This is a genomic window from Streptomyces sp. NPDC020875, assembly GCF_040641415.1.
Taxonomy (GTDB): domain Bacteria; phylum Actinomycetota; class Actinomycetes; order Streptomycetales; family Streptomycetaceae; genus Streptomyces.
The window spans coordinates 56262-77978 of record NZ_JBFADP010000012.1 but is presented as its reverse complement, the minus strand read 5'-3'; the positions used below and the strand labels follow the sequence as shown (position 1 = coordinate 77978).

18 protein-coding genes and 1 riboswitch are annotated in these 21717 nt (G+C 71.1%); of the genes, 2 read left to right on the top strand and 16 right to left on the bottom strand.

The window, feature by feature from the left end; genetic code table 11:
• Positions 1-197: 197 nt before the first annotated feature.
• From ligA to AB0G74_RS09345, 4 genes are all read right to left on the bottom strand, one after another.
• Entirely contained in the window at positions 198-2381 is a 2184-nt protein-coding gene (gene ligA, locus AB0G74_RS09360; protein WP_361142576.1) for an NAD-dependent DNA ligase LigA, read from the bottom strand.
• Positions 2382-2554: 173 nt separating this feature from the next.
• The gene (locus AB0G74_RS09355; protein ID WP_361142431.1) at positions 2555-3553 is read right to left on the bottom strand and encodes a methionine synthase; all 999 of its coding nucleotides are present in this window, start codon (positions 3551-3553) and stop codon (positions 2555-2557) included.
• A 72-nt stretch (positions 3554-3625) separates the two neighbouring features.
• Positions 3626-4315: an SDR family oxidoreductase gene (locus AB0G74_RS09350; protein WP_361142428.1), complete on the bottom strand. Its 690-nt coding sequence runs from the start codon at positions 4313-4315 to the stop codon at positions 3626-3628.
• A gap of 80 nt (positions 4316-4395) precedes the next feature.
• Positions 4396-4932 (bottom strand): TIGR00730 family Rossman fold protein, encoded by a 537-nt coding sequence (locus AB0G74_RS09345; RefSeq protein WP_361142426.1) that lies wholly within the window; start codon positions 4930-4932, stop codon positions 4396-4398.
• Between the two features lie 134 nt (positions 4933-5066).
• On the opposite strand from AB0G74_RS09345, the gene AB0G74_RS09340 reads away from it, so the two are divergent.
• On the top strand, positions 5067-5864 hold the full coding sequence (locus AB0G74_RS09340; RefSeq protein ID WP_361142424.1) for an alpha/beta fold hydrolase: 798 nt from the start codon (positions 5067-5069) through the stop codon (positions 5862-5864).
• Between the two features lie 143 nt (positions 5865-6007).
• On the opposite strand, the gene mnmA is transcribed toward AB0G74_RS09340, so the two are convergent.
• Positions 6008-7132 (bottom strand): tRNA 2-thiouridine(34) synthase MnmA, encoded by a 1125-nt coding sequence (gene mnmA, locus AB0G74_RS09335; protein ID WP_361142421.1) that lies wholly within the window; start codon positions 7130-7132, stop codon positions 6008-6010.
• A 186-nt stretch (positions 7133-7318) separates the two neighbouring features.
• On the opposite strand from mnmA, the gene AB0G74_RS09330 reads away from it, so the two are divergent.
• The gene (locus AB0G74_RS09330) at positions 7319-8002 is read left to right on the top strand and encodes an N-acetylmuramoyl-L-alanine amidase (RefSeq protein WP_361142418.1); all 684 of its coding nucleotides are present in this window, start codon (positions 7319-7321) and stop codon (positions 8000-8002) included.
• Positions 8003-8117: 115 nt separating this feature from the next.
• Here the strand turns inward: AB0G74_RS09330 and AB0G74_RS09325 are convergent, their stop codons facing one another.
• The 11 genes from AB0G74_RS09325 to AB0G74_RS09275 form a co-directional block, all read right to left on the bottom strand.
• Positions 8118-9281, bottom strand: coding sequence for a cysteine desulfurase family protein (locus AB0G74_RS09325; RefSeq protein WP_361142416.1), 1164 nt, complete (start codon positions 9279-9281; stop codon positions 8118-8120).
• 414 nt (positions 9282-9695) lie between these two features.
• Positions 9696-10541 carry a thioesterase family protein gene (locus tag AB0G74_RS09320; RefSeq protein WP_361142413.1) on the bottom strand — a complete coding sequence of 282 codons (846 nt, stop codon included), beginning with the start codon at positions 10539-10541 and terminating at the stop codon, positions 9696-9698.
• Between the two features lie 121 nt (positions 10542-10662).
• Positions 10663-11322: a trimeric intracellular cation channel family protein gene (locus tag AB0G74_RS09315; protein WP_361142410.1), complete on the bottom strand. Its 660-nt coding sequence runs from the start codon at positions 11320-11322 to the stop codon at positions 10663-10665.
• Positions 11323-11372: 50 nt separating this feature from the next.
• Positions 11373-12605 carry a dipeptide ABC transporter ATP-binding protein gene (locus AB0G74_RS09310; protein WP_361142408.1) on the bottom strand — a complete coding sequence of 411 codons (1233 nt, stop codon included), beginning with the start codon at positions 12603-12605 and terminating at the stop codon, positions 11373-11375.
• Positions 12602-13717: an ABC transporter ATP-binding protein gene (locus tag AB0G74_RS09305; RefSeq protein WP_361142405.1), complete on the bottom strand. Its 1116-nt coding sequence runs from the start codon at positions 13715-13717 to the stop codon at positions 12602-12604. Before AB0G74_RS09305 ends, AB0G74_RS09310 begins: the two co-directional genes overlap by 4 nt.
• On the bottom strand, positions 13714-14712 hold the full coding sequence (locus tag AB0G74_RS09300; RefSeq protein WP_358826244.1) for an ABC transporter permease: 999 nt from the start codon (positions 14710-14712) through the stop codon (positions 13714-13716). Before AB0G74_RS09300 ends, AB0G74_RS09305 begins: the two co-directional genes overlap by 4 nt.
• A gap of 169 nt (positions 14713-14881) precedes the next feature.
• Positions 14882-16651, bottom strand: coding sequence for an ABC transporter substrate-binding protein (locus AB0G74_RS09295; RefSeq protein WP_361142401.1), 1770 nt, complete (start codon positions 16649-16651; stop codon positions 14882-14884).
• Positions 16652-16776: 125 nt separating this feature from the next.
• Positions 16777-17781 (bottom strand): ABC transporter permease, encoded by a 1005-nt coding sequence (locus AB0G74_RS09290; RefSeq protein WP_361142398.1) that lies wholly within the window; start codon positions 17779-17781, stop codon positions 16777-16779.
• A 561-nt stretch (positions 17782-18342) separates the two neighbouring features.
• The gene (locus tag AB0G74_RS09285) at positions 18343-19134 is read right to left on the bottom strand and encodes an enhanced serine sensitivity protein SseB C-terminal domain-containing protein (RefSeq protein ID WP_361142396.1); all 792 of its coding nucleotides are present in this window, start codon (positions 19132-19134) and stop codon (positions 18343-18345) included.
• A 436-nt stretch (positions 19135-19570) separates the two neighbouring features.
• Positions 19571-20410, bottom strand: coding sequence for an enhanced serine sensitivity protein SseB (locus tag AB0G74_RS09280; protein WP_361142393.1), 840 nt, complete (start codon positions 20408-20410; stop codon positions 19571-19573).
• A gap of 142 nt (positions 20411-20552) precedes the next feature.
• Positions 20553-21224: an AAA family ATPase gene (locus tag AB0G74_RS09275; protein ID WP_361142390.1), complete on the bottom strand. Its 672-nt coding sequence runs from the start codon at positions 21222-21224 to the stop codon at positions 20553-20555.
• A gap of 394 nt (positions 21225-21618) precedes the next feature.
• Positions 21619-21712: riboswitch (glycine riboswitch) on the top strand.
• Positions 21713-21717: the final 5 nt, after the last annotated feature.

The window sequence follows — 21717 nt, the reverse complement described above, 5'->3', positions numbered from 1 at the left end:
CCGGGACGGGCTCCGACGGGCAGCGCTCTACAGCTCTTGCCCGAATGCGACCCGGCCACCCTTATCCATCTGCTATGCGCTGAACGGGTGACTGTTACCGGCCGTTCCCGGCCCGCGCCGGACGTCTTGTTCCCACCCCGCGCGCCCTGTTCGTCCGGGGGCGGGCGCCGGTCCCGCGCCCCGGACGCGCCCCCGTTTCACGCCTCTGCGGGCACAGCCGCCTCACGAGCCGCGTCCGGTCCCTGCTCCAGAAGGACGGCGAAGCCCTCCTCGTTCAGAACCGGCACCTTCAACTGCATCGCCTTGTCGTACTTGGACCCGGGGTTCTCCCCGACCACGACGAAGCCGGTTTTCTTCGATACGGATCCGGTCACTTTCGCCCCGAGGCTCTGCAGGGCTTCTTTTGCGCCATCCCTGGTGTGGGTGGCCAGGGTCCCGGTGACGACGACGGTCAGGCCCTCCAGCGGTCTCGGACCGCTCTCCTCGGCTCCGCCCTCCTCCTCCATCCGTACCCCCGCGGCCCGCCACTTGCGCAGGATCTCCTGGTGCCACTCCTCGGCGAACCACTGCTTCAGGGACGCGGCGATGATCGCCCCGACGCCCTCGGTGGCCGCCAGTTCCTCCTCGGTGGCCTGCTCGATCCGCTCCACCGACCGGAACTCCCGGGCCAGCGCCTCGGCCGCGACCGGACCCACGTGCCGGATGGAGAGCCCGGTCAGGATCCGGGCCAGCGGACGGCTCTTCACCGCCTCGATGCTCTCCAGCAGGGCCAGGGTGTTCTTCCTCGCCTCGCCCTGCTTGTTGGCGAAGACGGTGGCCTTCTTCTCCTCGCCGGTCTCCGGGTCCCGCTTCGGCAGTCCGCTGTCCTGGTCCAGGACGTACGCCACGATCGGCAGCAGTTGCTCCACGGTGAGCCCGAAGAGGTCGCCCTCGTCCTTCAGCGGCGGCTCCGACGGCTCCAGCGGTCTGGTGAGCGCGGCGGCGGTCACATAGCCGAAGTGGTCGATGTCGAACGCCTTGCGGCCCGCGAGATAGAACAGCCGCTCCCGCAGCTGGGCGGGGCAGGACCGGGCATTGGGACAGCGGAGGTCGATATCGCCCTCCTTCATCGGGCGCAGCGCCGTGCCGCACTCGGGGCATTCGGCGGGCATCACGAACTCCCGCTCCGTGCCGTCCCGCAGATCCGCAACCGGCCCGAGGATCTCGGGAATCACGTCACCGGCCTTGCGGAGGACCACGGTGTCGCCGATCAGCACGCCCTTGGCCTTCACCACGTCCTGGTTGTGCAGGGTGGCGAACTCAACCTCGGACCCGGCCACCTTCACCGGCTCGACCTGAGCGTAGGGCGTGACCCGGCCGGTCCGTCCGACCCCGACCCGGATATTGACCAGCTTGGTGTTGACCTCTTCCGGGGGGTACTTCCAGGCGATGGCCCAGCGGGGCGCGCGGGAGGTGGAGCCGAGCCGCCCCTGGAGCGGGATCTCGTCGAGCTTGACGACGACGCCGTCGATCTCGTGCTCCACGGAGTGCCGGTTCTTGCCGTAGTAGGCGATGAACTCCCGTACGCCGTCGAGGGAGTCCACCACCCGGTTGTACCGGGCGGTGGGCAGACCCCATTCGCGCAGCAGCTCGTAGGCGTGGGAGAGGCAGTCGATGTCGAAGCCGTCCCGGGCGCCGATGCCGTGGACCACCATGTGCAGCGGGAGGGTGGCCGTGACCCTGGGGTCCTTCTGGCGGAGCGATCCGGAGGCGGAGTTGCGGGGGTTGGCGTACGGCTGCTCCCCGGCGGCGACCCGGCGGGCGTTCAGCTCCTGGAACGCCTCCATCGGGAAGTAGACCTCGCCGCGGATCTCCACGAGGTCGGGGATCCGGTCGCCGCTCAGTCTGTTGGGGATGTCGCCGATGGTGCGGATGTTGGGCGTGATGTCCTCGCCGACCCGGCCGTCGCCGCGGGTGGCGGCGCGGACCAGCCGCCCCTTCTCGTAGGTCAGATTGACCGCGAGGCCGTCGACCTTCAGCTCGCACAGGAAGTGGTAGTCGGGGGTGCCGACGTCCCGGGCGATGCGCTCGGCCCAGGCCGTCAGCTCCTCCTCGTCGAAGGCGTTGTCGAGGGAGAGCATCCGCTCGCGGTGCTCGACCTTCGCGAGGTCCGTCTCGTAGTCCCCGGCGGGCATCTGGGTCGGCGAGTCCGGTGTACGCAGCGCCGGATACCGCTCCTCCAGCGCCTCCAGGGACCGCATCAGGGTGTCGAACTGGTGGTCGCTGACGACCGGCTGGTCCTTCACGTAGTACCGGAAGCGGTGCTCGTCGATCTCACCGGCCAGCCTGGCGTGCTCCTCCCGGGCCTCCGGGGGCAGGTCGGGGTCGTCCTGCGCGGGCAGGCCCCCGCCCCGCACGGCCGTCGGGGCCGTACCGTCCCGCGGGGCGGTCTCCTCGCCGCCGTCCGCGGGCTGTTCCGTCCGCTCTTCGCCCGTCACCGTCGTGTCCTCCCGTCGTCGCCGGAACTTTCCCGGCACCCGTCACTGCTCATCGCCCGCCCGGCACCCCGAAAAAGTCACTCAGGGTGTTCCGCGAGCGATCGCGCGGCCCGGACGCAGTGGGCGAGCGCGGCCCGGGCGTAAGCCGGTGAGGCGCCCGCCAGACCACAGGTCGGGGTAATGACCACGGAACGGCTCAGCGTCCCCGGATCCAGCCCCAGCCTGCGCCACAGCGTCCTGACACCCATGACGCTACCCGCCGGGTCTGACAATTCGGTGTCGGTGGACGGCACGACGCCCGCGAAGAGTGTCGTACCGGCTTCGACGGCTTCCCCGATCGCCTCCTCGTCACGCTCGGTGAGCAGCCCGAAGTCGAGGGAGACGGCCGCGGCCCCGGCCCGGCGGAGCAGGGCCACCGGGACGTCGGGGGCGCAGGAGTGGACGACGGCGGTCTCGTCGCCGATCACGTCGCGCAGGGCGGCCTCGACCAGCTGCCGGTCCACGGCGCGGTAGGTGCGGTAGCCGCTGGCGGTACGGACCCGGCCGCGCAGGACCGCGGTGAGGGAGGGCTCGTCGAACTGGAGCGCGATCCGGGCGCCGGGGATCCGGCGGCGTACCTCCGCCAGATGCGTACGGAGCCCTTCCGCGAGGGATCCGGCGAGATCGCGGCAGGCGCCCGGGTCGCGGAGCACCGACTCGCCGTTGCGCAGCTCCAGGGCCGCGGCGAGCGTCCAGGGGCCGACGGCCTGCACCTTCAGCGGCCCCCGGTAGTCCTGGGTGAACTCCTCCAGGGCGTCGAGGTCCTCGCGGAGGAAGGCCCGGGCCCGCCGGGTGTCGCGGCCGGGCCGGTCGCTGATCCGCCAGCCGCTGGGTTCGACATGGGCGTACATCTCGACGAGCAGACCGAGGCCGCGTCCGATCATGTCGGCGCCGGGGCCGCGCGCGGGCAGCTCGAACAGGTGGGGGAAGTCCTCGAAGGACCCCGTGACGGTCTTGGCCGCCTCACGGGCGTCGCCGCCGGGCAGGGAGCCCACTCCGGTGGCGGCACCCCAGCTGAACTTGGTCTTCTCAGTCACCCCGGCAGGGTACGTGCCCGCCCGCCCCGGTCCCGACCGGGCCGCCGGGCGACCGCCCGGCCGGGACCCGGGTCAGCGGCCGGGCCGTACCGTCACGTCGTTCATCGCGGCGTCGCGCGGCAGATCGATCGCGGTCAGGATCGCGGTGGCGACCGACTCGGGGTCGATCCAGCGCCCGGGGTCGTATTCCCGGCCCTCCTGGGCGTGCACCTTGGCCTGCATCGGGCTGGCCGTCCGCCCCGGGTAGACGGTCGTCACCCGGATCCCGTTGCCCTGCTCCTCGGCGCGGAGCGAGTCGGCGAGGGCCTTGAGGCCGTGCTTGGAGGCGGCGTACGCGCTCCACTCGGGACTGGCGCTGAGTCCGGCGCCGGAGTTGACGAAGAGGACCTGGCCCTGGGTGATCCGCAGCTGGGGCAGGAGCAGCCGGGTCAGTTCGGCCGGGGCGATCAGATTGGTGTTCAGCTGGTGGTGCCACGCCTTGGGCGTGAGCTCGCCGACGGGGCCGAGGTCGACGACGCCCGCGATGTGCAGCAGGGTGTCGATCCGGTCGGGCACCGGCTGGTGCGAGAGTGCCCAGGAGATCTTGTCGGGGTCGGCCAGATCGGCCACCAGGGTACGGGCGCCCGGATAGCGCGCCGCGACCTCTTTTGCCCGGCCCGCGTCGCGGGCCAGGACGACGAGGTCGTCGCCGCGCTCGTGGAGGCGGCGGGCGACGGCGGCGCCGATGCCGGAACCGGCCCCGGTGATCAGATGCGTGGTCATGGGGGTCATGCTCGCATCCGGCCGGAGCGCGCGGCCAGCGGGATCGTCGGCGGGTCCGGGGCCGGGGGGCCGGGGCCGGGTCAGCCGGCGAGCGCGTCCTCCAGATACGCGAGGGCGGAGACCGGCTCCTCGGCGAAGAAGACCAGCTCGGCCAGCGGCACCGGAAGGAAGCCTTCCGCCTCCATCCGCCGGAACTGGGTCTTCAGTCCGTCGTAGAAGCCCGCCGTGTTCAGCAGGACCACCGGTTTGCTCTGCCGTCCGTGCTTCTTCAGCTCCAGAATCTCCGTCGCCTCGTCCAGCGTTCCGGTTCCGCCCACCATCACCACCACGGCGTCGGCCTTCGCCAGCAACAGGGCCTTCCGCTCGGCGAGATCCCGAGCGATCACCATCTCGTCGGCGCCGACCCGGGCGGACGCGGCCAGGAAGCCGACCGAGACGCCCACGAGACGCCCGCCGGTCTCCGCCACCCCGTCCGCGACGACCTTCATCAGACCGCTCTCCGAACCGCCCCACACCAGGGTGTGGCCGCCCTTGCCGAGCAGTTCGGCGAACTCGCGGGCCGGGCCCGTGTACCGCTCGTCGAGATCGGCAGCGGAGAGGAAGACGCAGATTCTCATGGCGTCACCGTACGGGACCCGGACACGGCCGCCGGACCCCGTACGGAACCGGTTCCGTACCCGGGCGGAGACCGGATCCGAGAAATCTCGGCCGGGAGCGATGAGTCGGGCGCCGCCGCCCGGTCAGCACCCACATGGACAAGACGATCCGCACGCTGGACCGGACGCGGTCGGCGGACGGGACACCTCTCGCGTACGAGCGGCGGGGCGACGGGCCCCCGGTAGTACTGGTGGGCGGCGCGCTGGGCACGGCGGCGAGCGACGGACCGCTCGCCGATCTGCTCGCGGCCCGGTTCACCGTCCTCACCTACGACCGGCGGGGCCGGGGCGGCAGCGGGGACCCCGGCGGCTACGCGGTGGAGCGGGAGATCGAGGATCTGGCGGCCGTGATCGAGGAGGCGGGCGGCGGCGCCCGGGTCCACGGCACGTCGTCGGGGGGCGTCTTGGCGCTGCGCGCCGCGGCGGCCGGGCTGCCCGTCACCCATCTGTCGGTGTACGAGCCCCCGTTCGACCCGGTGGTACGGCCCGGTCGCCCGCCGGGCGACCATGTGGCCCGCACCCGCGCGCTGCTGGCCGAGGGGCGGACCGGGGACGCGCTGGCACTCTTCCTCGGGCTGACCGGGACGTCGGACGAGCTGGTGGCCCGGATGCGGGAGGCGCCGGTGTGGGCGGAGCTGGCGGCCGTCGCGCACACCCTGCCGTACGACTACGCGGTCCTCGGCGACGGCTCCGTACCGCTGTGTCTGCTGCACGAGGTGCCGGTACGGGTGATGGTCACGGACGGCGGGGCCAGTCCCCCGGCGGTACGGGAGACGGCGCGGCTGGTGGCCGAGGCGCTGCCGCGCGGCAGGCACCGGACCCTGACGGGCCAGACCCACGACGCCTCGCCTTATGTACTGGCGCCCGTCCTGGAGACGTTCTTCGCCGTCTGAGCCACCGTCCGAGCCCGGTGGTTCCGGCCGGTGAAGACCGGAACCGGGACCGCGCGGTGCGGCACGGCACCGCGCGGTCCGGGGTTCGGGCGGGCGTACGGCCCCGGAATCCGGCCGGGGTCGTACGGGACCGGGCGTACGGGTCAGACGGTGGCGGCGGCCCGCCGGGTGGCGGAGATCGTCGCCGAGCCGACCACCCGGGTGCCGTCGTACAGCACGATCGCCTGGCCGGGCGCGACACCCCGGACCGGCCGGTCGAAGACGACCCGCAGTTCGTCGCCGTCGGGGACGGCCGTCACCGGGGTCTCGCCGCCGTGGGCCCGCAGCTGGGCCGTGTACGTCCCCGGGCCCTGCGGCGCGGCTCCGCACCAGCGGGGCCGGATCGCGGTCAGCCCGGTGACGTCCAGGGCCTCGGCGGGTCCGACGGTGACGGTGTTGTTCACCGGGGAGATGTCGAGGACGTACCGCGGCTTGCCGTCGGGCGCCGGATGGCCGATCCGCAGGCCCTTGCGCTGCCCGATGGTGAAGCCGTAGGCGCCGTCGTGCGAACCGATCGTCGTACCGGCCTCGTCCACGATGTCGCCCTCCGCCCGGCCCAGCCGGGAGGCGAGGAAGCCCTGGGTGTCGCCGTCCGCGATGAAACAGATGTCATGGCTGTCGGGCTTCTTCGCCACGGCGAGGCCCCGGCGCTCGGCCTCGGCCCGGATCTCGTCCTTGGTGGTGAGGGTGTCGCCGAGGGGGAAGAGCGCATGGGCGAGCTGGCGCTCGTCGAGGACGCCGAGGACGTACGACTGGTCCTTGGCCTCGTCGCTGGCGCGGTGCAGTTCGCGGCGGCCGTCCCCGGTGTGGACGACGGTCGCGTAGTGGCCGGTGCACACGGCGTCGAAGCCGAGGGCGAGCGCCTTGTCCAGCAGTGCCGCGAACTTGATCTTCTCGTTGCAGCGCAGGCAGGGGTTGGGGGTGCGTCCGGCCTCGTACTCCGCGATGAAGTCCTCGACCACGTCTTCGCGGAAGCGTTCGGCGAGGTCCCAGACGTAGAACGGGATACCGATCACATCGGCGGCACGGCGGGCGTCGCGCGAGTCCTCGATGGTGCAGCAGCCGCGGGCCCCGGTACGGAAGGACTGCGGATTCGCGGAGAGCGCGAGGTGCACACCGGTGACGTCGTGGCCCGCCTCGACGGCCCGGGCGGCGGCGACGGCGGAGTCCACGCCCCCGGACATGGCGGCGAGCACGCGGAGCGGGCGCTGGGGAGTCGTCTGAGTCATAGCCCTACCAGAGTACGGTCCTCGTGAAACGAGAGCTCGCGAGTATGCGTCGTAGGGGATATGGGACACGAATCGGAGCCGGTGAAGGCAGGCCCGGACGGCGGGGCCGGGGCACGGCCCGGGCCGGGCGCCGCGGGCGGGGACACAGGTGGGGAAACGGGTGAGGACGCCGTGGGCGAAGGCGCTGTGAGCGGGGGCGGGGGCGGCCGTTCCCGGCCGCGGATCGGCCGCCGGGGTCTGCTGATCGGCGGCGCGGCCGCGCTGGTGGGCGGCGGGCTGCTGGCCCGCGACGAGCTGAGCGACATGTGGTGGCGGCTGCCCGGGGTGTCGAAGCCGCGCAAGGAGGGTGAGCTGGATCACGCGGGCGCGCAGTGGACCGCGGCGTCCCGGGCGAACTGGCGGCTGGCCGACCGCCCCGCCGACTACCGGATCGACCGGGTGATCATCCATGTGGTGCAGGGGAGCTTCCCGACGGCGCTCCGGGTGTTCAAGGACCCGGGGCACGGGGCGGCCACGCACTACGTGGTGCGCAAGGACGGTCATGTGGCGCAGATGATCCGTGAGCTGGATGTGGCCTTCCACGCGGGGAATCGTTCTTTCAATGAACGCAGCGTGGGGATCGAGCACGAGGGCTTCGTGCACCGGCCGCAGGACTTCACGGACGCGATGTACGCGGGGTCGGCCCGGCTGACGGCCGGGATCTGCGTACGGTACGGGCTGCCCGCCGACCGGGAACACATCATCGGGCATGTGGAGGTGCCGGGGACGGACCACACCGACCCCGGGCCGCACTGGGACTGGGACCGCTACCTGCGGCTGGTACGGGAGGCGCTGCCCGAGGCGCGGCAGGCGGTGACGGCCCGGTCCTGACCCCGGCCGCGTTCCGGCGCCCGCGGGCTCCGGAACGGGCGGTACCGGGGGTTCCTGTTCCTCTTGTGGCGTGGTGTCGCCAGAGGGCTGTGAGCGGCCGCCGGGCGGGGCAGACTCAGCTCAGACCCGCTGTCCGGGCCCGGTCGACCGCCGGCCCGATCGCCTTCGCGACCGCTTCCACGTCCGCCGTGGTGGAGGTGTGACCGAGGGTGAAGCGGAGGGTCCCTCGCGCCAGGTCCGGGTCGGTGCCGGTGGCGAGGAGGACATGGCTGGGCTGGGCGACCCCGGCGGTGCAGGCCGACCCCGTGGAGCACTCGATGCCCTGTGCGTCCAGGAGCAGGAGCAGCGAGTCGCCCTCGCAGCCGGGAAAGGAGAAATGCGCGTTGGCCGGGAGCCGGTCCTCGGGATCGCCGCCGAGGACCGCGTCCGGCACCGTGTCGAGTACGGCGCGGACGAGTTGGTCCCGGAGGGAGCCGATCTCCCGGGCGAACCGCGGGCGGTGTTCGGCGGCCAGCCGTCCGGCTACGGCGAAGGAGGCGATAGCGGGTACGTCCAGGGTGCCGGAGCGCACATGCCGCTCCTGGCCACCACCGTGCAGGACCGGAACCGGGGAGTAGTCCCGGCCCAGGAGGAGCGCGCCGATACCGTACGGCCCGCCGATCTTGTGACCGGAGACCGTCATGGCCGCGAGCCCGGACGCGGCGAAGTCCACATCGAGCTGACCGAATGCCTGTACGGCGTCGGCGTGCATCGGGATGCCGTACTCCCGGGCGACGGCGGCGAGTGCGGCGACCGGCATCACGGTACCGATCTCGTTGTTGGCCCACATGACGGTGACGAGGGCGATGTCGTCGGGGTCGCGTTCCACGGCCTCGCGCAGGGCCTCGGGGTGGACCCGCCCGTAGGCGTCGACGGGCAGGTACTCCACGGTGGCGCCCTCGTGCTCGCCCAGCCACTCCACGGCGTCGAGCACGGCATGGTGTTCGACGGGGCTGGCCAGGACCCTGGTCCGCCGGGGGTCGGCGTCGCGGCGCTGCCAGTAGAGGCCCTTCACGGCGAGGTTGTCCGCCTCGGTGCCGCCCGAGGTGAACACCACCTCACTGGGGCGGCCGCCGAGGGCGTCGGCGAGGGTCTCGCGCGCCTCCTCGACGGTACGGCGGGCCCGGCGCCCGGCGGCGTGGAGCGCCGAAGCGTTGCCGAACGCGGTGAGCTGGGCGGTCATCGCCTCGACCGCCTCCGGAAGCATCGGAGTGGTCGCGGCGTGGTCGAGGTAGGCCATGGTGGCCTCGATTCTACGAGGCGGAGAGGGGGTGCATCTGCGGCGCGTAGAAGTACACGGGGCGGCACGGCTCCCGGTTCGGCCGGCCGGGCGGTGAACGGTGGCCGGACCGGCGGGCGGCGGCGCTCACCCGGCCCTGTGGCGCCCGCTCACGGCGGCGGCGGTACGCGGCGATTCGGCCCGGGGCCCCGGGCCGAACCGTGGCGGGCCGGTACACGGTGGCCGGGCCCGCACCCGGGGCCGGGGAACAGGTCACTGTGCCGCCGGGCCGGGGTCCGGGCCAGGGCCGGGCAGCAGCAACAGGCCCCGGGCCGGAGGCACGGCACGGCGGACGGCACGGCACGGCACGGCACGGCACGGCACGGCACGGCACGGCACGGCGAAGAGATACCGCGAGGAGGAGGTGATCGACTGTCAGAGGGGCACCTTGGCGAGCTGGCGGGACTGGGCGACCAGCCGGTCCCGGCTGTCCCAGATCTCGGCGTCCTCCTCCAGGAAGCCGCCCGCGAGATTGCGGGTGGCGATCGCGACCCGCAGCGGTCCGGGGGCCGGGCGGCAGCGGATATGGGCGGTGAGTTCGACGGTCGGGGTCCAGCCCTTGAGTCCCAGGTCGAAGGAGGTGGGCGGGAAGCAGTCCACGGTCATCAGCAGGGAGAGGGGGTCGGCGTCCCGGCCGTCGGCGAGGGTGAACCAGCCCCGGACCTCGCCCTTGCCGGAGGGGGCGCCGAGCGCCCAGCCGACGGTGTCGGGGTCCAGCCTGATGTTCAGCCGGCCGAGGATCGCCCAGGTCCTGGCGAGATCGAGGCCGGGGGCGTCGGCGGGGCCCACGCACCGCTCGTAGGGCGGCACGGCGGGCGGGGTGGCGGAGGTACGGACCTCGTCCGTGAGGGCGTCCAGTTCGCCGTAGGTAGCGAGCACCCGGATGCGTTCGACCTCCCGGCCGTCCTCGCCGGTCTGGTACAGCGACGCCTGTCCGGTGGAGAGGGTGCGGCCGGTGCGGACGGTCTGGGTACGGATCACCGCCGGGCCGGGGGTGCAGGCGCTCACGAAGTGGCCGGAGAGCGTGAAGGGGTCGGGGTGCGGCAGCGCGTCCCCGAGGGCACGGCCGACCACGCCCAGCAGATAGCCGCCGTTGACGGCGTGCAGGATGGTCCAGCCGGGCGAGAGGTGGGTGTCGTAGACACCGGAGCCCCGGGGGACGACGGCGGTATCGCGGTCGAACTCGCTGTTGCCTATAGATGCCTGAGCTGCCATTGCCATGGACGCACGGTACCCCAGCCTCATACTAAGCGGTAGCTTTTCAGGTCGCGAGGGCTGTCGCGGGCACGCGCGCGGGCGAAACGGGGCGGAACGGGGGCAGATCAGGGAGACCGGGGGCGGTTCAGGCGCCTTCCGTCGCCGTGGAGCGGCGGTTCCAGGCGCGCGGGGCGCGCCAGTGGAAGCGCATCGCCAGGAGCCGCAGGGTGAAGGCGGTCACGGCGGCGAGTCCGCTGGTGAAGGCGTTGAGGGTGTCGAAGCGGATGAAGAGCGCGATCATCGTCGCCCCCACGATGGCGGGGACGGCGTAGAGGTCCCGGTCCCAGCGGAGCAGCGACGGCACCTCGTTCGCCAGGACGTCGCGCAGTACGCCGCCGCCCGCCGCAGTGGCCACCCCGAGTACCGCCGACGAGGTCAGGCCGAGCCCGTACTCGTACGCCTTGGTGGTGCCGGTGACACAGAACAGGCCCAGACCGGCCGCGTCGAAGACATTGACACCGTTCTGGATCCGTTCGACCACGGGGTGGAGGAAGAAGACCAGGGCCGTGGCGACCAGGGGCATCAGGAAGTAGCCGAGGTCGGTGAAGGCCGCCGGGGGGACGGCTCCGATGATCAGATCACGCAGCAGCCCTCCGCCCAGCGCCGTGACCTCGGCGAGTACCGCCATACCGAAGACGTCGAAGTTCTTCCGGACGGCGAGCAGTGCGCCGGAGATCGCGAAGACGAAGATTCCGGCGAGGTCGAGCGCATGCTGGACGGAGGGCGTGAACAGTTCTTGGAGCACCGGACGATTGTGCCGTCCGTCCGGCGGTGCCGCCGTCGCACCGCCGGGGACTACTTCCCGGTGTCCTCCGGCTCGGGGTCGGGCTTCGGGTCCGGGTCCGGCCCGGATCCGACCGGGTCACCGGCCGTGTTCCGCGCCGGGTCACCGGCCGGCTCCTCGGGGGTCTCCGCCGCCTTCGGTGTGGCGGACACCACCTCCACCGCCTGCCGCGCCGAGGCGAGCACGGTCTCGCCAGGCGCCTGGTCCGCCGCGTTCTCCGGGTGGTGGCAGGCCACCTGCTGGCCCGGCCGCAGCTCGATCAGCGGCGGCTCCTGGGTCTTGCAGAGTTCCGTCGCCTTCCAGCACCGGGTGTGGAACCGGCAGCCCGCCGGGGGCGAGATCGGCGAGGGGACATCGCCCTTGAGCAGGATCCGCTCGCTCTTGGTGCCCCGCCGCCGGGGGTCCGGCACGGGGACGGCCGACATCAGCGCCTTGGTGTAGGGGTGCATCGGCGACTCGTAGAGCGACTTGCGGTCGGCCAGCTCGACGATCTTGCCGAGGTACATCACCGCGATCCGGTCCGAGACATGGCGGATCACCGACAGGTCGTGGGCGATGATCACATAGGTCAGTCCCAGCTCGTCCTGGAGGTCGTCCAGCAGATTGACCACCTGGGCCTGGATCGACACGTCCAGCGCCGAGACCGGCTCGTCCGCGACGACCAGCTTCGGCTTGAGCGCCAGCGCCCGGGCGATCCCGATCCGCTGCCGCTGGCCGCCGGAGAACTCGTGCGGATAGCGGTTGTAGTGCTCGGGATTGAGACCCACCAGGCCCAGCAGCCGCTGGACCTCCTTCTTCACCCCGCCCTCCGGCTCGATGCCCTGGAGCTTGAAGGGCGCCGAGACGATGGTGCCGATGGTGTGCCGGGGGTTCAGCGACGAGTAAGGGTCCTGGAAGATCATCTGGATGTCGCGGCGGAGCGGTCGCATCCCGCCGACGCCCAGGTGGGTGATGTCATGGCCCCCGAACTCGATCCGCCCGCCGGTCGGCTCCAGCAGCCGGGTGATCAGCCGTCCCATGGTCGACTTGCCGCACCCCGACTCGCCGACCACGCCCAGCGTCTCGCCCGGACGGACGTCGAAGCTGAGCCCGTCGACGGCCTGGACGGCCCCGGTCTGGCGGCGCAGCAGCCCCTTGCGGATCGGGAAGTGCTTGACCAGGCCCTCGACCTTGAGCAGCGGCTCGGGCCCGGTGTCCGTACCGGACCCCTCGGCCTGCCGGGGAATCTTCACGTTGTCACTCACAGCTTGGGCGCAATCTCTTCGGTCCAGATCCGCGTCCGCTCGTCCTTCGCCATATGGCAGGCGGAGAAGTGCCGGCCGCCCACCTGCTGGAGGTCGGGGCGGACGGTGCGCGTCACATTGTCCTTGGGCACATCGGCGTACGGGCACCGCGGATGGAAGGCGCAGCCGTCGGGGATGTTGATCAGGCTGGGCGGGGAGCCCTTGACCGGGATGAGCCGTTCGGTCTGGTCGCGGTCGATCCTCGGCATCGAGCCGAGCAGCCCCCAGGTGTAGGGGTGCTGGGGCTCGTAGAAGACCTCTTCGGCCGGGCCGCGCTCGACGCACCGGCCGCCGTACATCACCAGGATGTCGTCGGCGAGTTCGGCGACGACGCCCAGGTCGTGGGTGATGATGATGACGGCGGAGCCGAACTCCTTCTGGAGGTCCCGCATCAGATCGAGGATCTGGGCCTGGACGGTGACGTCGAGGGCCGTGGTGGGCTCGTCGGCGATCAGCAGTTCGGGGTTGTTGACCAGCGACATCGCGATCATCGCGCGCTGGCGCATCCCGCCGGAGAACTCGTGCGGATAGCTGTCGACCCGCTTGTCGGGCTGGGGGATGCCGACCCGGTCGAGCATTTCGATCGCCCGGGTGCGGGCGGTCTTCTTGTCGACGTCGTGGTGGACCCGGTACGCCTCCACGATCTGCTTGCCGATCGTGTAGTACGGGTGCAGCGCGGAGAGCGGATCCTGGAAGATCATCGCCATCCGGCGGCCGCGGAGCTTCCGTACCTCGTCGGGGTCGGCGCCGAGGAGTTCCTGGCCGTCCAGCCAGATCTCGCCGGATATCCGGGCCCGGCCGCGGCCGTGCTGCCCCGCGGTGTGCAGGCCCATGATGCCCAGGGACGTCACGGACTTCCCGGAGCCGGACTCGCCGACGATGCCGAGGGTCTTGCCCTTCTCCAGCTGGAAGCTGAGCCCGTCCACGGACTTGACCAGGCCGTCGTCGGTGGGGAAGTGCACTTTGAGGTCGCGGACCTCCAGGAATGCCTCGGGCGCGGGGGCCCCGGCCCGGGCGACCTCACCGGGGGCGAGGGCCGGGGAGTTCGCCCCGGACTTCTTCGACTCGGTCATCCGATCCTCACACGCGGGTCGACGACGGCATACAGCATGTCCACGACGAGGTTCGCGACACAGATGAACAGGGCGGCGAAGAGGGTCACACCGAGGATCAGCGGAAGGTCCTTGGAGTTGATCGACTCGATGGCGAGCTTGCCGAGGCCCGGAAGGTTGTAGGTGGACTCGGTGAGTACGGCTCCGCCGAGCAGCGCGCCGAGGTCGAGTCCGAGCAGGGTGAGGACGGGAGTCCAGGTGGAACGCATGGCGTGCCGTCCGATGACGACCCGCTCGGTGAGCCCCTTGGCCCGGGCGGTGCGGATGTAGTCCTCGCCCATGATCTCCAGCATGGTGGCGCGGGTGAGCCGGGCGTACATCGCGGCGTAGAGGAAGGCCAGGGTGATCCAGGGCAGGATCAGGCTCTGGAACCACTGGGCCGGGTCGTCGCCGAGGGCCGCGAACTCGCCGCTGACCCAGTCGAGCTGCCAGCTGAAGACCGCGAGGGAGATCAGACCGGTGAAGTAGATGGGGAGGGAGACACCCGCCAGGGCGACGGTCATCGCGGCCCGGTCCCACAGGGTGCCCCGGCGCAGGGCCGAGACGACTCCGGCGGAGACTCCGCCGACGACCCAGAGCAGACAGGCGCCGCCCGCGAGCGCGAGGGTGACCGGGATGGCCTCGGTGAGCTGCGGCCAGACCGCCTGCTCGGTTCGGAAGGAGTAGCCGAAGCAGGGGGCAGGGCACTTGGTGACATCGGTGCCGTTGGCGTACTCCCGGCCGGCGAAGATGCCCTGGACGAAGTTCCAGAACTGCACCAGTACCGGATCGGCGAGACCCAGTTTCTTCCGGATGCCCTCGATGGCGACGGGGTCGGCCTGCTTCCCGGCGAAGAGGTACGCCGGATCGGAACCGGCCCACTTGGGGAGCACGAAGAAGATGACGAAGGTCGTCAGGGTGACGACCATCAGCATCATGGCGACGGCGAACAATCGCCGGATGACATAAGCAAGCACTGTGCGCGGCCCGGCGGTGGCGTCGAGCCCGGGTTACGGGTTCGGGGCCGCCGCCCGAGGCCATCACCTGCCCTTCGGGACTGGCGGGTTGGGCGTTGGTGGGGTGGTGCCGGTGGTGACCCGCGCCTGGGGCAGCGGGTCACCACCGAGATCCTCGGAGAGCGGAGGACTACTTGACGACGCCCAGGGTGACGTAGTCGTAGCGACCGCTGTACGCCGCCGTGGAGTAGGCGTTGGTCAGTCGCGAGCTGCGCCAGGTGATGTTCTTCTCGTAGACGAGCGGCATCTGGACGGCGAGGTCCGAGACGGCGTGGTTCATCTGCTTGTAGATCTCACCGGCCTTGTTGGGGTCGGTCTCCAGCAGCGCCTGGTCGAAGAGCTTGTTGATCTTCGGGTCGTTCGTCATCGACATGTTGTAGTTCGCGTTGTCCGCGATGAAACGACCGTCGATGATCGGCTGCGAGAAGCCCTGGCCGGTCGGGAAGTCGGGGCCCCAGCCGGTCATGATCAGACCCAGGTTGCGCTGCTTGACGACCGCGGGCGAGCCGGTGATGCTCGACGACTCGGCGCCGTCGATCGGGTCGACCTGGGTCTTGATGCCGACCGCGGCCAGCGACTGCTGGAGCGCCTCGGCGGCCTGGACCTCACCCGGGTTGTTGCTGCGGGCGCTGATGTTGGTGGAGAAGCCGTTCGGCTTGTTGCACGCCTTCAGCGCCGCCTTCGCCTTGGCCGCGTCCGGCTTGCCCTTGCGGGCGAGGACGCCGTACGGGTCGTAGTCGTCGGAGCCCTTGACGTCCTTGGGCAGCATGTTCGGGGCGATGTCGCCACCGGCCTGCGGGCCGCCGCGGACCTGCTGGATCGAGGCGAAGTCGGTCGCGTAGATGACCGCCTTGCGGCACTCGACGTTGTCGAACGGAGCCAGCGTCGAGACGATGTCGACATAGCGGACGAAGCTCGTCTGCATGTTGTCGACGTTCTCCTTGTGCTCCTTCAGCGCCTTGGTACGGCCCGCCTGGCCCATACCGGTGGCGTTCAGGTCGAGGTCGTACTCGCCCTTGATGAGCAGCTCGTCGATCGCCTCGATGTTGGAGTTGATGGTGACCGTGATCTTGTCCGGCAGGGCCGGGCGGATCGGGTCGGACGCCTTCTTCCACTTGTCGTTGCGGATCAGGCTGATGCTCTTCTTGGGCTCGTACTTCTCGAACTTGTACGGGCCGGAGGAGAAGGGCTTCAGCTGGTACTTGGCGCCGGTGTCCTTCTCCTTCTTCACCGGAGAACCGGCGGGCATCGCCAGCATCTGCTCGAAGTCGCCGTTGGCCTTCGGCAGGTTGAAGACGATCGTCTTGTCGTCCGGGGTCAGGATGGCCTTGAGGCCCAGCTTGTCCGGGGTGGTGTCCTTGTACGGACCCTTGTACGCGCCGGTCGGGTCGAGCACCTGGCGCAGGTACTGCGGGCCGCCCGGGAGGACGTCCGCGGCCCAGACGCGCTCGATGCCGTACTTGATGTCCTTGGACGTGATCGGGGAGCCGTCCTCCCAGGTGATCCCGTCCCGGAGCTTGTACGTGTAGGTCTTGCCGCCGTTGGTGATGGCGGCCTTCTCCTGGGCCAGGTCCGGCACCAGCTCGGCGCCCGCGGCGCCCGGCTTGGTGGCGTAGGTGACCAGCTGGCGGGAGTAGAACCGGGAGAAGTCCCAGGCCATGCCGTAGTACTGGCGCTGCGGGTCGGCCGAGTCCAGGTCCTGCTTGCCGATGAACTTCAGCGTGCCGCCCGCCTTGGTGGACGGGTTCGCGATGCCCGTGGCACCGGCGTTGAAGCCCGCGCCCTTGCCGGCCTTGTCGTCGTCGCCACCGCCACCACACGCCGCGGTGGCCGTGAGGGCTGCGACGACGAGGGCCGCCACGGCGATCCGCCCCGGCCTCGACGAACGTTGGGGAGTCATGGTTACTGCAACCTCCGGGGTAGCGCGGTCCCTGCTCGACGCCGGGAAACCATCGGGGAGCCGCCTGACAGGTCTGGCAGGGGCACGTTCAGTTGTCTGCGGCCGGTCGGGGCCGCCGGGGGTGCTCACCGGGTGCCCTTGGGGTCGAGCGCGTCCCGCACGCCGTCACCGAAGAGGTTGAAGGCGAGCACCGTGATGAAGATCGCCAGTCCGGGGATCACCATGAAGGTCGGATCGGACTCGTAGGTCTTGACCGCCGTGGAGAGCATCTGCCCCCAGGACGCGGTCGGCGGGCGGACGCCCGCCCCCAGGAAGCTGAGCGCGGCCTCGGTGAGGATGTTGGTGGGGATCATCAGGGTCGCGTAGACCGTGATCGGCGCCACCAGGTTGGGCAGCAGTTCCTTGAAGAGGACGTAGCGGCGTCCGGCGCCCAGGCTGCGGGCGGCCTCGATGTACTCCTTCTCCCGCAGGGAGAGGGTCTGGCCGCGCACGATGCGTCCGACGTACGGCCAGCCGAAGAAGCCGATCACCGAGACCAGGATCGCGATTCTGACGCTCGACCCGGTCAGTCCGAAGAGGTCGTTGGGGAGGACCGCGACCAGGGAGATGATGAAGAGCAGCTGCGGGAAGGAGAGCAGCATGTCCATCACCCGGCTGATCACCGCGTCGACCCAGCCGCCGAAGTAACCGGCGACGATGCCGAAGAGGGTGCCGAGGATGACGGCGACCACGGCGGCGAGGAAGGCCACCAGCAGGGAGATCCGGGCACCGTAGACGACCCGGCTGAAGACGTCCCGGCCGGTGTTGGGCTCGACACCCAGCAGATGCTCGGAACTGATACCGCCGAAGTCGCCCTTGGGGGTGTTGAACAGCGGGTCCAGCTTGTCCTGGTGGAACTTGTTCGGCGGGTGCCCGAAGAGGTCGACGAGGACGGGTGCGAAGACCGCGACGAGTACGAGGAGGATGACAACGATGCCGCCCGAGAGCGCCAGCTTGTCCCGCTTCAGCCGGGACCAGGCGATCTGTCGCAGCGACCGCCCTTCGACCGACTTCCTGACTACATCCGCCGCGACATCGGCGGTCGCGGTCTTCTCCGCGTTCGCGCTCGTGTCGTGCACTGGTGCCGTCATCGTGGTGGGGACCCCTCTCGGCCGGAGGTGACCGGCCCGTACCCGCCGCTGTAGCGGCTTGGTTCTCAACATCTGGTGCGCGTGGAGCAGTTGGTACGAGACGTACGTTTTGACCCGATGGCACACGGGGACGAATTTCCCCTTGGAGCCGGAGTCTTCAACGCTCCCGCGATCACCCGCCAGACCTCCAGAGCAATGGTTGCCCAAACGTGATGCGTGTAGAGGGATTCCGTTATGCGGACGTTCACCAGGGCTGAGCGGAGCCCCATCTTCCCGCGAAACGACAGGAGTTGAGCCAGTATCCGATTATCGAACAGATTCATTCCTGTGATTCCAAGGCGCGAAAGATGCAGAACTCCCGTATTCAGCGGGGCAGGGCCGAGCTGGGCCGGAATCCTTCGGAGGAATCGACAGCGCGTACGACCGGGGCGGGCGGCAACGACATTCGGCCGCCGAGAGGTGTCCGGTAGCGGGTCTCACCCTGTGGAAGGGCACATGTGGGGCGGCCGGGCCGCATGACAGCGGAGTGCCGGCCGGGGGTGAGGGCGGCGGGCCCGGGAGTCAGCGGCCGGGTGCCGGGGGGTAGCCGTAGCCGCCCGCATGGGCGCCGGGCGCGGCGTGGGCGTCGCGGTCGTAGAAGGGGCGGGCGTTGGCCCGCAGCCACATGCCGACGGGGTCGTACTCGTCGGAGAGGGCGACGGTGGAGACGGGGAGGCCGTCGGGGACGGCGGCGATGGACTGCTGCATCATCGCGCGGACCGCGTCGACGGAGGGGCGGCTGGTGTCGTACAGGTCGAGGCCGATGGCGAGATAGGGCGCGCCGAGGGCGGGCTGCACCCAGGCGCGCCGGAGGGAGCGGACGGCCGGGGTGTGGTGGGCGTTGCGGGAGAGGAGGGCGTAGAACTGGGGGATCTCGACGGCGGGTTCGGAGAGCCGCAGGGGTCCGGCGGGCATCCGGTCGAGCCCGGTGGCAATCCGCCGCAGGTCGGTCCAGGGGATGCCGACGCCGCCGCCGGGGGCGTGCGGATTGAGCCAGATGCCCCAGCGGTCGGGGTAGAGGGCGCGGGCGATGTCGAGTCCGGTGGTGGTCTCGTGGGCCCGGGTCCAGCCGGAGGCGGCCAGTTCCTGCGGGGAGGTGACGGCGGGCGCGTAGCCGAAGCCGTCGATCTCCAGGTTGCCGTACTGGGCTTCGGGGGAGCCGGGACGGCCGTGCCACAGCAGCATCCAGATCCGTCCGGCGGCGGGGTCGGCGAGGGCGGCGAGGAGTGCTTCGTAGGCGTCGTAACGCCCGGGGGTGACCTGGCGGAGCAGGTGCTCGATCTGCCCGGTCGCGGCCGTGCCTGACGCGCTCACCACTGTTCCGCCCCTCCGGTCCAAGCCGTCAACCGCCGCTGGGCCCCGCGACCCAGACCGCCCCCAGCTTACGGCGCCCCCCTCCATTTGGTGATGCCGTTCCTCCGGGGTGCCGCGGATCGCCCCGCCGCACCCTGTACGGCCCCCGGACCGGGGCACGCCCTTTCGGCCCTCGCCCCGGAGTGCGAGTACCGAGGCGGGCGAACTTTCTCGAGCCGCGTGCCCCGGGGCGCCTGGCCCTGCCCTCGCCTTGGAGATGCCTTCTCAAGCCGCGTGCCCCGGGGTGCCTCGTCTTGCCGTCGCGCCGGAGAGGCGAGTGAGCCGAAGGGGCGCGCGGATTTCAGCAGGGAGAACGCGCGGAGATCGCGAGGTACGAGCGATCGAGCACGATCGACCGATGAAAACCGCTGAAGCGCCCCGGAGGCGAACCGAGCCCTTAAAAAAACGCCCTTTGTTGGGTGAGCCATTCGGCGACGGGGTCTTGGGTGAGGTCGAGGAAGACCATGTTGACCGGCCAGCGGACGGTGTGGCGGCCGAGGGCGCGGGCGAGGGCTTCGTGTGCGGTTTCGGGGGCGGCGCCGGGGGTGAGCTGGACGCCGATGAGGAGGGTGGGGTCGTCGCCTTCTATGGAGGCGAGGGCTCGGCGGGCGTTGAGGACGGTGCCGGTGGCCCGGAATTCTTCGGACGCGGCGGCGAGGAAGTCGACGGGGTCGTCCTGCCAGTCGGGTTCGTAGAGCCGGACGCGTCCGCCGCCGGTGGGGCCGTCGAGGGGGGTGTGTCCGGCGCGGCAGAGTTCGGCGACGGCGGGGGGCGGCAGGGGGACGCCGATGGTTCCGCCGGGGTTGACGGCGATGCCGACCTGGGGTGGGAGTCCTCGGGCGAAGTCGCGGGCGGGGGCGATGGTGCAGGGGATGTGGTCGCCGACGCAGGCGAGGTATTGCTGTTCGGAGCTGAAGACGGGGACGTATGCGGCGCCGTCGAGTTCGATCATCGGCAGGTCGAGGTCGGGGCTGTCGGGTCCGCCGCCGTTGGGGAGGGGGATCCAGATCTGGCTGCGGCCGAGTACTTCGACGATCCGGGGTCCGGCGCCGGGGTGTCCGAGGGCGGCGGCGAGGGTTTCCTCGAGTTCGTTGAGGGGCCAGGCGGGGTAGGGCCCGGTGGGTCCGGGCGGGCTGTCGGGCTGTTCGGCGGGCGGGCCGCCGGTGGGTGCGCCGTACGGCTCGGGGTTGGTCCCGTCGTACTGCTGCCGCGCGTCCAGTCGCTCCGGCGTGTTCATCCCTGTTCGCCCTCTCCCCCGGACCGCCCGGGTCCCCTTTTGTGGTCCGGGACGACAATAGGGCCTGCGGTACGGATCGGTTCGGGGCGGCGGGTTTTGCCTCCGGGCCGGTCCGGCGGTCCGCCGGGGGTGTTGTGGGGTGTTATCGGGGGGTGAAGCCGATCCGGGCGAGGGCTCCGGCGGCCGGGCGGTCGAGCAGGATCACGGAGGCGCAGCCGGTCGGGGCGCGGCCCGCCTCGGCGTCGGAGATCAGCCGTCCGGCGGCTCTGCGGTGCCGGGCGAAGGCGTAGCCGGAGACGCCTCGGCCGCGTTCGCGCTGGCCCTGGCGGGCGACGGCGGGTGGGACGTCGAGCAGGATGAGGTGGAGGCCGGTGCCCCGGCGGCGGGCTTCGCGGGCGAGCCAGCGGCGGACCCAGGTCTGGGTGCCGCAGTCGTGGACGACGACGCTTTCGCCGGAGCGGAGGGCGCGGCGGAGGCCGGTGTAGTGGGCGAGGCGGACGAAGGGCCGGTAGAGCGCGTAGGGCAGCAGCCGGGGCATGTCGGCGTCCCAGCGGTCGCGGGTGTCCTGGGAGTCTATGGCGGCGGCCGCGGCGGTCCGTTTGATCAGGGTGGACTTTCCGCTTCCGGGCAGTCCGGAGACGACCACGAGGTCGCCCGCGGCGAAGGTGAGTCCGCGCGGGCCTCGCCCTTCGCGGGCTCGCAGATCCCGCAGTACCGGCGGCGCGGCCGCTCGGAGCCGTTCGCGCGTGGGCGCCTGTGGCTGGGCCGGCACCCCCGCGGTCGTGGCGTAGGCGCCGGAGCGCTGCAACGTCATCACACCCTCCTCCCCCATGTCGGGTCACCCACACCTATGCCCATGGAGCGTCAACGGACCGTAAAGAAATGGTAATGAGATCCGAGCGTTTTTTCCGGCATTTCCCTTCTGTTTCCGGCCATTGCGTCGTGCGCCCCGGGCGTGCGCCGGGTACGTGCCTCCCCCTGGAGGACCCCTTCGGCCGGGGCCGCGGTTCCCCCGGGCCGCCCGGAGCGGTCCGCCGGCGGTCGGCGCCCGGCCCCCTGTCCGGCCCGGCAGTCGGCCTCTCCCCCGTTTCCCCCGTTCTCGTACGCGACCGTGACCAGGTGTCCACGCAGGGGAACAACGCCGCCGGGGCTCCCGTACTTCCCGGTCCGCGTGTAATGATGTGGCCGCCAACTTCATACCGGCCGTTTGAATCCGCGCGGGAGAGACCCGGACTCCGCTCCGGGCGCCGAAGGAGCAAGCTCCTCCCTTGAATCTCTCAGGCCCCGTACCGCGCGCGATGAGGCAG